Origin of the sequence: Paraburkholderia sp. FT54 (assembly GCF_031585635.1) — a bacterium.
Lineage (GTDB): Bacteria > Pseudomonadota > Gammaproteobacteria > Burkholderiales > Burkholderiaceae > Paraburkholderia.
The window spans coordinates 330601-344308 of record NZ_CP134198.1; the positions used below are offsets into that span (position 1 = coordinate 330601).

Below are 13708 nucleotides of genomic sequence, written 5' to 3' on the forward strand. Positions count from 1 at the left end.
TTTGCGGGTTATTCGTTGATCGTCAAACCAACCATCACGGTCGGGCCGTAGAACTCGCGCTGGATCGGACGATCCGGCGAGCCCTCGTAGAACTTCAGCGGCGTGTTCAGGATGTTGCGAACGTCGAGATAGATGCCAACATCCTTTCTGATCTGATAACTGCCGCCGAAGTCGAGCGAGAAGCGCGACGCCGTATAGACGTCGGTTGCAGCAGAACTGCCCACCGCCCACAGGCTCTTGCCCACATAGGAGGCCGACAGGCGCATGTCCAACGGACCACGCTCGTAGAACACGCTGGCGTTATACGAATTGCGCGGACCAGATGGCAGCGTGTGGTCGTCGCCCGGGCGAATATCCAGGTGCGAATTGGTCCATGTCCAGTTCGCGCCTGCGCCCAGGCCGCTCAAGAACCCCGGCAACTGCGTAAAGTGCTGCTCATAGTTGGCGGTGACACCGCGCACACGTGCCGACGAGACGTTGGCAAAGCTTACGAGCTTGATGGGGCCGGAATACCCCGGGAGATAAGGCGAGCTGAAGACGGTAGATGACTGGCCCACGACGTAGTCGGTCATCGACTTGTCGAACGCGCCGAGCGAAATGATCCCGCCATGCGGCAGATACTTCTCGAACTGAATATCGAAGTTCTGCGAAGTGGTCGGCTTCAGGTTCGGGTTGCCGGTGGTCACGGTTCCCGTTCCCGGATCGGCCATGACCGACGCACTACTCTGGGCAAAGCCCGGACGCGCGATCGTGGTCGAATAGATCGCGCGACCCACCAGCGTCGGTGTGAAGTCGTAGCGCAACTGCACGGACGGAAACAGATTGAAGTAGTTGTTCGCCGTCCGGTTTGGCGTGACCGAACTGCCGTTGATCAGATTGCCGTCGAAGCTATCCTGCGTCCATTCGCCCCGCAGCCCCGCGAGCACGCCCAGGCGGCCCCAGCCGAACTGATACTGGCCATACATGCTGTAGATGTTCTCGTTGATAGCCGAGAACGCGGCGGCGTCCTTCAACGGGTAGGCCGTGACGTTACCGTTGGCTGCAGCGGCACCATAGAGGCCGCTCATGACGCCATCGCTGATGGCCGGCCCGATGTTGTACATGCCGTTGTAGAAAACGATCGGAGCGCCGAACACCGCCTGCGACAGCGGGATTCCCGCGGCCGGCGCGTACGTGTAGTTGCTCTGCGCGCTGGCGAAGGTCATTCGGCGCAGGCCGGCACCGAACTTGAACTGCTCGTCCTCGGCACTCGTGAAGTGACTCGGCAGCGTGTAGTTGACGTTGGCCGACCACTCATTGGTCTTGACATACTGCGACGAGTTGACGATCTGGCCCAGCGTGTAGCCGGCGGGATCAGCCGGGTTCGGACCGGACACGATCGATTGCGTCGCGTAGTCAGAGCCGGGGTAATACGTCACCGTGGCCGGGGCGCCGTTGTTGAACGTCGAATTCAGGTCGTACGGTTTGTCGTAAGTGCCACTGGTGAAGCCGGCGCGATAATCGATTTTCCCGGGGCCGATGCTGTTTTCACCGCCTAGCGCAAAGAGTTGCGTTCGCAGCGTCTCCTTCTCGTCGCGCAATCCCTTCGCATAGGTCGCCGTATCCGTGAGCGTGCCGTCCGCATTCTGGACTGGATTGCCAGTGAAGTTGGTCTGCAGATCTTGCCGGTTCACGTTCTCCGTATAGCCGAAGTTGTAGTAGCGGAAATACCATTTGTTGTCGGCGTTAGGCTGAAAGTCCAGTTCGCCGCCGTAGCCAAGGCGCTTGCGATGATAGTTGTAGTAACGCGGGTCGGTTTGGGCGTAGGCCTTGTTCGGAATGCCCGGCGCATCGACATAGGCGTTTTCTTCGTCATCGACGCCGCGATGGTCCTGGTTGTAGGCAAAGGTACCGATGAAGGTGAACGGCGCGTCGGAATATGACGTAATGCCCGAACCGAGACCGGCAATGCCTTGCGCGCCGAAGCGAGCACCCGCTGTCATCTCGACATCCTGAATTGTGCTACCGCGCAGCGTCTCGACACCTGAACCGAGCCTGGCGTCCAGGAACGGCTTGCCCGACGGGGGCAACTTGCGAGGCGAAATGTCGATCGTGCCGCCGAGCGCATCCGCATCCTGCTCCGGCTTGTTGGTGTAGGTCACGAGGATCTGCCCGATCATGCCGGCCGGAATCGTATCGAGCGCGACAGCACGCCCGCCGTTCTGGGCTGAAGCCGGGTTGGTCGGCGGCAAATGGATGCCCGCAAAGCTCGTGCTGTTCAGGTTGGTATCGAGACCTCGAATGTTGACGTACCGGCCCTCACCCGAATCCGTTTCAAGCGACACGCCCGGCGCGCGAGCAACCGCTTCCGCAGCACTGACGTCGGGCAATTTGCGGATGTCGTCAGCAGTCTGGATGTTCACCATGTTCGCCGCGTTCTGCTGGGTCGCCCGCGCGACAACGTTTGCGCTGCGCCGCGACGTGACAGTTACGCGGTCGAGCGAGGGAACGGCTGCGTCCATGGTGAGGTCGTCGCTTGTCGTGGCGTTCTCGCGCACCACCACAGTCCGTTCGACGGCGGCAGCGCGAGTCGGCGTGATGACCAGTGTGTATTGCCCTGCCGCAAGACTGGCAAAACTAAAAGCGCCATCAGACGAGGTGGTGGTGCTCGTCCCCGTCTCGCGAATCTGAATCCGGGCGCCGGCGAGCGGACGCTTGTTCGCGCTCGACAGCACGTGACCCTGCAACGTCGCCGTATCCGCCGCATACGCGCCGCTCATTGTCGCGCCGCTCACCAGTCCCACCAACAGCCCTGTCATATGCCTGTTCGGCATGTTTATTCTCCGTCAATCGTTGCAAACATCCTGACCCGGATACACCTGTACCTGGTGTCAGGTATGCAGAAATTCAGGCGGCCTCCACGAAGCTGCGCGACTTAGTGAATCAGATAGGATCACTAATGATATGACACTATTTATCGCACAGAATCCCATCGACGGTACCCGGATCGATGTCATGCGTCGCACCTCCCACTTCCCTCGTGCATCGCCTTCGATGCGGAAGACGTTTTACGGAACTACTGTGACGCCAAAGTGTCAATTTTGACAACTTAGCGACAGTTCATCGTCATTTGAAGATAAACGATTACGAAATATCACCGACATTGCTTCAACAATACGTAAGTAAATCAACTCGTTAGGTTCGTTCGCGCGTGGCTCGTCCTGAAACATAAATGGGATTTAACTTTTATATCGTCATCTGACGACATCTGACGGATGACGTCAGGCTTCGCAACATGCATGGAGGGGCTCTGGTGCAAATAGCGCGGGGGCGAATCGGTTAAGGTGTCGGTCTGAACGAATTGAGAGCCGCCGATGAGCAAGCTGAAGAGTCTGGAGGAACTGTTCGCGGGCCGTCATTTTGACCGCGATGTGATCATTCTGTGTGTTCGCTGGTACCTGCGCTACGAGCTTAGCCTGCACGATCTGGCCGAAATGATGGCGGAACGGGGTCTGTCGCTGGCGCACACGACGATCCTGCGCTGGGTGCGTCGCTTTGCGCCGGAATTCGTCAAACGGTGGAACCGCTTTTGCAGGCCCACCGGCCAGTCGTGGCGTGTCGACGAGACTTACCTCAAGCTGCACGGCAAGTGGGTCTATCTTTATCGGGCGGTGGATCGGGCAGGTCAGACGGTCGACTTCATGCTCAGCGCCAGGCGTGACGTGAAGGCGGCAAAAGCGTTTTTCAGGAAGGCAATCAAACATCAAGGCCAGCCGCCGAAGACCATCACGCTTGATGGCTACGGCGCCTCGCACCGCGCCGTGCGCGAGATGAAGGCCGATGGCTTGCTGCCGGAGGACACGAAGGTCCGATCCTCGAAATATCTCAATAATCTGGTCGAGCAGGACCACCGCAACATCAAGTCCCGGACGAAAGTCATGCTCGGCTTCAAACGTTTCCGGAACGCAGCGATCACTCTCTCAGGTATTGAACTGGTACATCGTATTCGCAAGGGCCAATTCAGCCTCGCGAAACTCCGCCTCAAAGATACCGCTGCGCCCGCTGTCTGGATGGCCGTCCTGTCTGCCTGATCAGGTATCCTTGATATAACAAAATATCTCGTCCATATCGACTATTTGCACCAGAGCCGTTTGCAGCCCCCCAGATATTCGCAAACCACGTCCGATCTGGGTTCGAAGGCGCAATCCCCCAGCCGAAGGCGCAGGCAGCGAACCGCACTACTGACTCGCTGGCAACGATTGGGGTCGTCAGGCTTAAATGTGCCGGTTTCATAGCGGTCACCCTCCAGACTGATAGTAGACGAATTCGATTCGTCCACGGCAGACGTTCCTTGCCTTGTTGTCGGCGATGCCATCCGGCAATTGATGACTGGCAAAGTCCGGCCAAGACTCGGCGGCTCGAAGTAGATTTTCGACGGTTCGTTGGCCCTCAAACAGGAGCCACTCGAGGGGGGATGCCGCTCAACGGTCGCTCGATGTGCAGCGCCAGAGTCACGCACTCGACCGACCCGTTAGGTTGACTGACGGACGCTCTCACTGGCGCATCCTTTCAGCGGCCAATCAATCGGCATGCTTCGTTGCGGCATCGATCGGCCGTCAACCTGACAGAGCCGGCGCGGCGGCAGGCACTGAACGGAACGATGCGCGTTGCAACGGAGCGCGGCTCGGTCGCGACGGCACCGCCTTCGCTCTCACTACGCGCCGAACGTGAGCGCATGCGTGAGATCGCCCATCGGCATCTGTCCGCGTGCGCGCATCGCGTCGTCGCGCAGCTTCAGACCGTCGAGGGTCTCGAGCCCGAACACTCGCGTGACGAGGCGCAGGATCGAGCCCGTGTCGTAGACTGTGTGGTCGACATAGCCCTTCTTCGCGAACGGCGAGACGACGAGTGCGGGCACGCGCGTGCCCGGGCCCCACCGGTCACCCTTCGGCGGCGCGACGTGATCCCACCAGCCGCCGTTCTCATCGACGGTCACGATCACGACCATGTTCTTCCACTGCGGGCTGGCGCGCAGCGCCTTGACCGCATGCACGACGTGGCGGTCGCCCGAGGCCACGTCGGCATAACCCGCATGCATGTTCAGGTTGCCCTGTGGCTTGTAGAACGTGACGGCAGGCAGACGCCCCGTGCGCGCGTCGGCGAGGAAGCGGTTTGTGCTCTCGTCGTCGCCGAGGCCGCCGTCGCGCAGACGCTTCGTGCGGGCCCTGGTGCCCGGTCCGAGATTGTGAAAGTAGTTAAACGGCTGATGGTGATACTGGAAGTTCGGGATCACGGGCGTGCCGTTCGTAAGGTTCGCGCCATAACGATCGAGCGTCTCCTGGAAGGCACCCGCATACCACGCCCATTCGACGCCGCGCGCGTCGAGCTTGTCGCCGATGTGCTCGTGGGTCTGCGGCGGCACGGCCATCGCGTTCGCATCCAGCCGGAAATCGACGACGCCGTCCGGCCTGGGCGTAAGCGGCGTCGGCGCGTACGGCGGCATCATCGTGTTGACAGCGTAGCTCAGCGTCGAGCCGTTGGCGAGCGTCTCCGGCGGCGTGAGCGCGCTCGGACCGAACTTCGGGATGCCGTTCATCGCGCTCGCGGGCGAACCCGACAGCGGCTTCAGGTTCGGGTCGTCAGGGCGTCCGCTCATGGTCTCCGCAATCTGAAACTTCGCGATGCTCTCGCGCGGATTCGCATAACGCGGCGGCGTGGCCGCGGCGAGATAATGGTGATTGAGAAACGACCCGCCGAACGCGCCCTGGAAGAAGTTATCGCACAACACGTATTCGCTTGCGAGATCCCACATGCGCAGGTCGTAGCTCGTGTTTGCGTAGTGACCCATCGTAAAGCCAGCGGAATCCGCCCAGGCGACGAACATGTCGTTCCGGCCGCCGTTGATTTGCATCTGGTTCTGATAGAAGACATGCCACAGGTCGTGCGTGACGAGCGAGAGCGGCAGATTTTCCCCGCCCGGCCCCTTGAGCGCGAACGGCGCGTTCGGCAGGTTTGTCTGGTACTGCTGCCCGGCAGAGTAGGTGACGCCGTCGGCGACCTGATCCTTGAGCAGCCAGCCGCCCGGCACGGGCGGCAGGGACGGCAACAAGGTCTTGCCGTCACGGTCGCGCTGCAGGAAGTCGGCGGGCTTCAGAGACGAGAGCGGCTTCTCGACGCCGGGGAAATCGCCGAACAGGTTGTTGAAGCTGCGGTTTTCGGCATAGATTACGACGATCGTCTTCACGTTCTCGCGCAGTGCGGCATCGAGTTCAGCGCCGGCGAGGCCGCGCGCGGTGCGGCTCTCGGGCGCCGCGCAGCCGGCGAGGCCACCGCCAACGGCGACTGCCGCAAGCCCGCCGAGAAAGGTGCGCCGGCCGGGATTGGCGGCGGGCGGCGTTTGCCCCGCTTCCGTCGATTGGGAGGATTCGACGGACGAGTCTTCCTTTTTTGTCATGAGATTTCCATTTTGCGTGATTGAGATCAAGCCGAGGCGCGCATCGGGAAAAAGCGCGGGCCTGGCTCGGGCGATTGGCAGCATGCGCGGACGGATCGCCGGGGCCGGGGCCGTCCGCGCCATGTGCCGCCTCGGATGGTAGCGTGTAGGTGGTGCGGTTGAGTTACGGATCGATGACAGGACATCCGCGCATGGACCACAGCACGAAAACCCGCAAGGCGCATGATCGTGCGAGTCACGGTGATTAGGACCAGTCGCATCCACAGTTGCCGACCGAGTCCGGTAGTCCGCTAATGTTCCGTCCCTGCAATAACTTGTCGTAAATTTCGATTGTTCTATGATCAATCTAGGGAACAGGAGGCGACCATGGGACGCAAGGGAATCGAGGTTGTGGTGTCGGAACTGGAAAGAGAGCAATTGCTATCTATGAGTCGATCGCGTTCGCTGCCTCATTCGCTGGTCCGCCGGGCAAAGATTGTCTTGATGGCCGCAGACGGTCATACAACGCAGGACATTGTGATGCAGTGCGAAGTAACGCCGCCGGCGATCACGCACTGGAAGAAACGGTTCGTCGCGCGTGGGCTTGCCGGTCTGCATGACGAGGCACGCCCCGGGCGGCCGCGTGCACATGACGATGAGGCGGTGGCAGAACTGCTGGCGAAGGTGCTGCATGAGAAGCCGGATGGGACGACGCACTGGAGTGTGCGTTCCGCTGCTGCACAGACCGGAATTTCGAAGAGTTCGGTGGCCCGCTATCTGTCGCTGTTCGGAGTGCAGCCTCATCGTTCGAAGAGCTTCATGCTTTCTACTGACCCGTACTTCGTGGAGAAGGTGCGCGATATTGTCGGGCTGTACCTGAGCCCGCCGACCAATGCCCTGGTGCTGTGCGTCGACGAGAAGAGCCAGTGCCAGGCGCTGGAGCGTACACAGCCGATGTTGCCGATGGGATTGGGATACCTCGAGGGCGTGACGCATGATTACGTGCGGCATGGCACCACGACCTTGTTCGCTGCGCTCAATGCCGCAACAGGAGAAGTCATCGCACAATGCAGGCTCTGGTGCAAATGGCTTGTCTGGCAGAGATGCTTCCTATAGATATGGATACCTTATCGATTGAACAGGACGGCGGTCCAGACAGCGGGCGTAATGCATCGCATTCGCAAGGGTCAGTTCAACTTCTCCATGGTCGGGCTCAAAGATACTGCTGCACACCGAACGGAGAGTCGTGCAACTGAGGGTCGTGCGTAGGGGCACCGCCGAGGAGCGCCGGGTGTATCAGCCGTCCTGTGCCCTGGCCTCTTGATGCCGCGCATAGTTGAATGGCAAGAGGTCCGTCACGTCGGCGTCCGGTGGACGCTGCGGCAGCTCCTTGAGTACGTGCAACAGGTAGTCGTACGGTTCGACACCGCAGGCACGGCACGTCAGCATGAGACTGTAAATCGTGGCGCTCGCTTTTGCGCCGTCGACCGTGTCGCTGAACAGCCACGACTTTCTCGAAGTGGCGAACGGCCTGATGTCCCGCTCGCAGATATTGTTGTCTATTGCGGCTCGCCCGTCAGTGACGTAGCGGCTCAGATATTCCCACTGGTTACGCGCATAGGCGATGGCCTTACCGAGCAGGCTCTGGGGCGTCACCTTCGGCGCCAGTTCGTCAAGCCACGCTTTGAAGGCATCGAGCACCGCCACGCTGTGTTTCTGCCGCAGGTCGTATGTGTAGTCGGCACGTGTCTGGCCGGCAGGCAGATCGCCTTTGGCCAGCGCCTCGACACGGTACAGGGCCTGGAAGTATTCAAGCGCCTTTGCCACACGAGCATTCGGCGGCTTCGGTTTTGCGCCATCCCCTTTCTTCTGCGCTGCCTTGTCCGCCTTGACGAACAGCCTGCGCGCGTGCGCCATGCAGCCCAAGTGCGTTGCCTTTTTCAGCGTGCGCCACGCACTGTATCCGTCGCTTACCAGCATGCCGCTGTAGTCGCCGAGGAACTTCTTCGGATGCTCCTGGCCTCGCCCCGGCTGGTACTCGAACAGCACCACGGGTTCGGGGCAGTCTTCGGCGCTGCGGTAGACCCACGCATAGCTTTTACTCTGGGCTGATCTGCCGGGTTCCTTGAGCACCTGAAGCGTGGTCTCGTCGCCGTGGATCAGCGACTGCGACAGCAATGTCCTGTACAGCGCGTCGTACAGGCGGGTGTAGTGCAATTCGCTGGGGCGGATGACCCAGTGTGCCAGCGTGCCCCGGCTCACCGGAATCTGCCAGCGGGCCATGGCGGCCTGCATCCGGTACAACGGCATGCCGTCGACGTATTTCGCGGTCGCGACCGTCGCGATCACCGACGCATCCGCATGGCTGCCCGGGAGTGGCTGTACCGGCATCGGTGCGAGGACGACCGGCGTATGTTCGGCGTGACGCTCGCAGTGCCGGCACGCGTACTTTGCACGCACGTTCTGGTGAACCGTCCATTTGAGCTCGACATGCAGCTGTTCGCTGATGTCCTCGCCGATGCGATGCATCGGATTGCCACAACACGGGCAACCTCGCTGCTCTTCCGGCAGATCGTACTCGACGCGTTCGCGCTTCAGGTACGCCGGCAACGGCTTGCGTCCCACCTTGCGCCGCTCAGGCTTGCCGGCCGGTGGCAAACCGGTGTCAGGCAGCGCCGGCTGGATACCTTCGTCTTCCTCGTCGCATGGTTCGCTCCGGGCGATCTGCTCGGCTTCGTCGAACACGCGATCCTTGCGTTTTTCGCTTTTCGGCGCGTAACGCTCAGCCGTAAGCAGGCGAACCTGTTCCTCGAGCTGCCCGACGCGCTGGTTCAGTTCGTCGATGTGTTTCGCGTCGCCGGCTACCCGAGCTTCGAGCGCGTGGATATAGCCCTGGACAGCCCGGGGTACGCGCTTGAGGTCAGGTGCATTATTCATGCGCTCCAGGATAGCGAAGCGCGGTGCGCCGTGGGTTTACGTCAATTTGTAAAAGGCGCCCGGCCGTTGTTTACGTGCAACGTACCGCGCTAGCTGGCGTGCTCGTAATGGCGTGCAGCATGACGGCGAAGCGCGTCGATGTCGATGCCATCGAGCAGCCAGTGGAGCTGCTGCGTCGTCAGCTCGATCACTTCCTGATCGCGTCGCGGCCACACGAAACGGTCTTGCTCGAGGCGGCGCAATAACAGCCAGAAGCCGGTGTGCTCGTACAGCAGGAGCTTGATCCGGTTGCATTTACGGTTGCGAAACGCGTACACGGCGCGCGCGAGCGGATCCAGTCGCATCGAATTCTCAACCACGGCGGCAAGGGTATTGATACCGCACCGGAAGTCGACCGGCTCGCGATGCAGATAGACCCGCAGGTCGTCAGCGAAGCGCAGCATCACCGGCTCCTCAATGCGTCGATCATCGCTGTGAGCAGCGCCGTGTCCTGTTGCATACATTCAAGTTCGAGACTCACCCCGTTGGGCAACTGCGCCATCAGGCGTGACGGCAACGGCGGGCGTTGCGATGGACGCATCGGTTCACGCCGTGCAGCAGCCGGCTGGGCGTCGGGCAGGGACGGCATGTGAGGCAAGTGCACAGGTTCGGCATCAACCACTTCCAGAACAGGAACAAATGCCGGCGCACTGGCTGGTGTCGGCTGCCGTTCAGTTCGGGAGCGTGTCTTTTTACGCTCGACGCCAATCCACTTGCGAAGCTGGTTGGCGTTCACACCAGCCTTCAGTGCCAGCCCGGCAACGGAGGCCCCCGGCTTCTGGCACGCTTCGATCAGCTTGCGCTTGCCATCACGGTCGTACCGGTTCTTGCCGTCGGCCGATTTACCGATCACCCGCAATGGCAGGAAGTCAAAGTCAGTTTGTAGGTCAGTCATAAGCTGCGTCCGCAATGTGGTGGCTGCGGACGCAATCTTGTTCCTTCTCATACACCGGTTCCAGATGAGTCGGAACTACCGCTTACCGTCAAACGGTGGAACCGCTTTTGCAGGCCCACCGGCCAGTCGTGGCGTGTCGACGAGACTTACCTCAAGCTGCACGGCAAGTGGGTCTATCTTTATCGGGCGGTGGATCGGGCAGGTCAGACGGTCGACTTCATGCTCAGCGCCAGGCGTGACGTGAAGGCGGCAAAAGCGTTTTTCAGGAAGGCAATCAAACATCAAGGCCAGCCGCCGAAGACCATCACGCTTGATGGCTACGGCGCCTCGCACCGCGCCGTGCGCGAGATGAAGGCCGATGGCTTGCTGCCGGAGGACACGAAGGTCCGATCCTCGAAATATCTCAATAATCTGGTCGAGCAGGACCACCGCAACATCAAGTCCCGGACGAAAGTCATGCTCGGCTTCAAACGTTTCCGGAACGCAGCGATCACTCTCTCAGGTATTGAACTGGTACATCGTATTCGCAAGGGCCAATTCAGCCTCGCGAAACTCCGCCTCAAAGATACCGCTGCGCCCGCTGTCTGGATGGCCGTCCTGTCTGCCTGATCAGGTATCCTTGATATAACAAAATATCTCGTCCATATCGACTATTTGCACCAGAGCCATGGTTGAGAAGCCCTGCAACCGTAGGCGCAGTGGCTCCTTCGCCGCGTTGTCTCGCCGATGCCATGGCGGACGGCGTTGAGGCGTTCGAGGCGATCGTCGAGGTGGGAGCCGGCACCGGAGTCGTGACAGACTCCCTCGTGCGTCGACACCCGTCAGCGCGGCTGATCGTATTCGAGCTGGGAGATCAACTGGCCACCGAACTGAGGGGGCGATTTCCACAGGCCCATGTGGTCGGCGGCGCATTCCCTGAGAACGTTTCGGTACTGCGAGAACTGCCACCGAAGACTATTATTGTCTCGGGACTGCCGTTTCGTTCGCTTTCGTCTGGCGTTGTCGAACCAACGGTTGCGGCCTTCGCCGAACTCCTCTACGCGGACCGCGCTCGACGTCTTGTGCAATTCACGTATCAACCGAGAGTCCCATTTACGGCCCCAATAGGCTTGCGTTGGCATCGCATCAAAACTGTCTGGCTGAATGCGCCTCCAGCGAACGTCTGGCATCTCAGCAGCAAGACCGATTGCCGATGTAGCGACGCGGCGCATCTTGTCGCGTCGCCCTGACCCCTTCAGCACGATAGAACGCGACGCGTGCCGTCTCACCAGTGGCATGCAAGCATGGTTATTGAGGTACGTCTTCGCGCCGGGCCGCGTCTCATAGCCTCAAGTGTAGAGCGTCAACTATGAAGTCCAGCCGTGCCCCCCTTGCGGCTCTAGCCCGGCACCAGTGTGAACAAGCGTGGCGACGGCCCCGTGGGGGGCTGATTGTCGGATCCCCGGCGGCTTCGGTCAATTCGGACGGTGCAGCAAAGCGGTCCACCCCACGCGCGTTCGCGCGTCGGTCGATGGTGATTTTCCGCGCTGGAGGACGCCGCCAGCGCGTCACGCTCAGGAGTGTTCCAGCGCCGGAAGCAGCGCGGGCGCGCTCGTGAGGAAAGCGCGCACGTGCATCGCAATGACCGCGTCGCTGGACATGGTGTTGTCGTTCGAATAAATACGACGGCGAATCGCAAGGTGGGATACCGCGCCATGCAGAAGCCAGCCGACCTCGGTCAGATGAGCCGGATCGGTCGGCACGCCGCATCCCAATTCGTGCGCGGTCTCCGTGACAATGATCTCAAGGGCATGCGTCACAACGGCGTTCGTATACGTCGGCGCCATTTGCAGATCTTCAAGCGAAGAGTAAAGGAACAGGCGCAGCCACTGCCGCGTCAGCAGCGTGTCGTAGTACTCGCGATAAAAATTATTGAGCCTCCTTTCAATATGCATACTGCGATCTTTCAGCTCAACAAACCACATTGCCTTGAAAGTTCCAACAATTTCGCGCTTGTATACTTCATCGATCAACGCAGCCTTGCTTGGAAACAGGCTGTACAGCAGGCGTTGCGACACGCCACAAGCCGCGGCAATCGCGCGAGTCTGCGCATTCAGTCCGTGCTCAGCGAAATACTCGGCGGCCTTCTCCAGCACGCGCGCCTGACGCTCGGTGCGTGGCAGACGCTGCGGCGCTTTCTTCATCGGCCGCTTGGACGGCGCGCGACCCGCCACGGTCTTGCTGCCCGGCTCTGAAACATCCTTGAGTTTGGCCTTCATGACGCTCCTGTGCCCATCACTTCGGAAAATACGTCTTCACGTGACGACTTATGATTTGATAGAGTATATCGTCCGGGTACGAAAAGGCGTTTCGCCAGGCACCCGGGCGGCACGGCTCTGGTGCAAATAGTCGATATGGACGAGATATTTTGTTATATCAAGGATACCTGATCAGGCAGACAGGACGGCCATCCAGACAGCGGGCGCAGCGGTATCTTTGAGGCGGAGTTTCGCGAGGCTGAATTGGCCCTTGCGAATACGATGTACCAGTTCAATACCTGAGAGAGTGATCGCTGCGTTCCGGAAACGTTTGAAGCCGAGCATGACTTTCGTCCGGGACTTGATGTTGCGGTGGTCCTGCTCGACCAGATTATTGAGATATTTCGAGGACCGGACCTTCGTGTCCTCCGGCAGCAAGCCATCGGCCTTCATCTCGCGCACGGCGCGGTGCGAGGCGCCGTAGCCATCAAGCGTGATGGTCTTCGGCGGCTGGCCTTGATGTTTGATTGCCTTCCTGAAAAACGCTTTTGCCGCCTTCACGTCACGCCTGGCGCTGAGCATGAAGTCGACCGTCTGACCTGCCCGATCCACCGCCCGATAAAGATAGACCCACTTGCCGCGCAGCTTGAGGTAAGTCTCGTCGACACGCCACGACTGGCCGGTGGGCCTGCAAAAGCGGTTCCACCGTTTGACGAATTCCGGCGCAAAGCGACGCACCCAGCGCAGGATCGTCGTGTGCGCCAGCGACAGACCCCGTTCCGCCATCATTTCGACCAGATCGCGCAGGCTAAGCTCGTAGCGCAGGTACCAGCGAACACACAGAATGATCACATCGCGGTCAAAATGACGGCCCGCGAACAGTTCCTCCAGACTCTTCAGCTTGCTCATCGGCGGCTCTCAATTCGTTCAGACCGACACCTTAACCGATTCGCCCCCGCGCTATTTGCAGAGCCCTTGCCGGGACAGGCGGCGGCGGGTGATTCATGAACGCAAAATTCTGTGCAATCGCGGCGTTCGATTGGTCAGGATTCGACTGCGCGAAGACAGAAGTAACGCATAAAAGGCACACAATGCCTGGCGCGAAAAAGAGTCGATTCATTTGCCGAACCTGTGATTGTCTTGTCGTGTTCAAGGTAGCCCCGACCGTCAGGTACCGGCACGGGCTTG

General features: G+C 60.3%; 9 protein-coding genes and 2 pseudogenes. 4 read left to right on the forward strand and 7 right to left on the reverse strand.

All coding sequences use genetic code 11. The features are described from left to right. Positions 1–8 precede the first annotated feature (8 nt). The gene (locus RI103_RS38555) at positions 9–2813 is read right to left on the reverse strand and encodes a TonB-dependent receptor (RefSeq protein ID WP_310819450.1); all 2805 of its coding nucleotides are present in this window, start codon (positions 2811–2813) and stop codon (positions 9–11) included. A gap of 549 nt (positions 2814–3362) precedes the next feature. Between RI103_RS38555 and RI103_RS38560 the strand changes: the two genes are divergently transcribed. Next, entirely contained in the window at positions 3363–4070 is a 708-nt protein-coding gene (locus tag RI103_RS38560) for an IS6 family transposase (RefSeq protein WP_409077099.1), read from the forward strand. A gap of 623 nt (positions 4071–4693) precedes the next feature. Here the strand turns inward: RI103_RS38560 and acpA are convergent. Further along, the gene (gene acpA / locus RI103_RS38565; protein ID WP_310819452.1) at positions 4694–6433 is read right to left on the reverse strand and encodes an acid phosphatase; all 1740 of its coding nucleotides are present in this window, start codon (positions 6431–6433) and stop codon (positions 4694–4696) included. Between the two features lie 366 nt (positions 6434–6799). On the opposite strand from acpA, the pseudogene RI103_RS38570 reads away from it, so the two are divergent. Further along, a pseudogene (locus tag RI103_RS38570) lies at positions 6800–7486 on the forward strand (IS630 family transposase); the annotation flags it as partial. A 222-nt stretch (positions 7487–7708) separates the two neighbouring features. On the opposite strand, the gene tnpC reads toward RI103_RS38570, so the two are convergent. From tnpC to tnpA, 3 genes are all read right to left on the reverse strand, one after another. Continuing rightward, positions 7709–9349 (reverse strand): IS66 family transposase, encoded by a 1641-nt coding sequence (gene tnpC, locus RI103_RS38575; RefSeq protein WP_310819453.1) that lies wholly within the window; start codon positions 9347–9349, stop codon positions 7709–7711. Positions 9350–9438: 89 nt separating this feature from the next. Further along, positions 9439–9792: an IS66 family insertion sequence element accessory protein TnpB gene (gene tnpB, locus RI103_RS38580; RefSeq protein ID WP_310819454.1), complete on the reverse strand. Its 354-nt coding sequence runs from the start codon at positions 9790–9792 to the stop codon at positions 9439–9441. Further along, the gene (gene tnpA, locus RI103_RS38585; RefSeq protein WP_310819455.1) at positions 9792–10283 is read right to left on the reverse strand and encodes an IS66-like element accessory protein TnpA; all 492 of its coding nucleotides are present in this window, start codon (positions 10281–10283) and stop codon (positions 9792–9794) included. Before tnpA ends, tnpB begins: the two co-directional genes overlap by 1 nt. 111 nt (positions 10284–10394) lie before the next feature. Here tnpA and RI103_RS38590 point away from each other — a divergent pair. Continuing rightward, a pseudogene (locus tag RI103_RS38590) lies at positions 10395–10892 on the forward strand (IS6 family transposase); the annotation flags it as partial. Positions 10893–11014: 122 nt separating this feature from the next. Beyond that, a complete protein-coding gene (locus RI103_RS38595) occupies positions 11015–11512 on the forward strand; it encodes a hypothetical protein (RefSeq protein ID WP_310819456.1) in 498 nt (165 codons plus the stop codon). 324 nt (positions 11513–11836) lie between these two features. Here RI103_RS38595 and RI103_RS38600 read toward each other — a convergent pair whose 3' ends face one another. Together RI103_RS38600 and RI103_RS38605 are read right to left on the reverse strand one after the other, a co-directional pair. Continuing rightward, on the reverse strand, positions 11837–12418 hold the full coding sequence (locus tag RI103_RS38600; protein WP_310819457.1) for a helix-turn-helix domain-containing protein: 582 nt from the start codon (positions 12416–12418) through the stop codon (positions 11837–11839). A 294-nt stretch (positions 12419–12712) separates the two neighbouring features. Further along, complete coding sequence (locus RI103_RS38605; RefSeq protein ID WP_409077100.1) at positions 12713–13420, reverse strand: IS6 family transposase; 708 nt, start codon at positions 13418–13420, stop codon at positions 12713–12715. Positions 13421–13708: the final 288 nt, after the last annotated feature.

Excerpts from the sequence above, each read along its gene's own strand:
- RI103_RS38555 (WP_310819450.1), bottom strand. The coding sequence starts at position 2,813 with ATGCCGAACAGGCATATGACAGGGCTGTTGGTGGGACTGGTGAGCGGC.
- acpA (WP_310819452.1), bottom strand. The coding sequence starts at position 6,433 with ATGACAAAAAAGGAAGACTCGTCCGTCGAATCCTCCCAATCGACGGAA.
- tnpC (WP_310819453.1), bottom strand. The coding sequence starts at position 9,349 with ATGAATAATGCACCTGACCTCAAGCGCGTACCCCGGGCTGTCCAGGGC.
- tnpB (WP_310819454.1), bottom strand. The coding sequence starts at position 9,792 with ATGCTGCGCTTCGCTGACGACCTGCGGGTCTATCTGCATCGCGAGCCG.
- tnpA (WP_310819455.1), bottom strand. The coding sequence starts at position 10,283 with ATGACTGACCTACAAACTGACTTTGACTTCCTGCCATTGCGGGTGATC.
- RI103_RS38595 (WP_310819456.1), top strand. The coding sequence starts at position 11,015 with ATGGCGGACGGCGTTGAGGCGTTCGAGGCGATCGTCGAGGTGGGAGCC.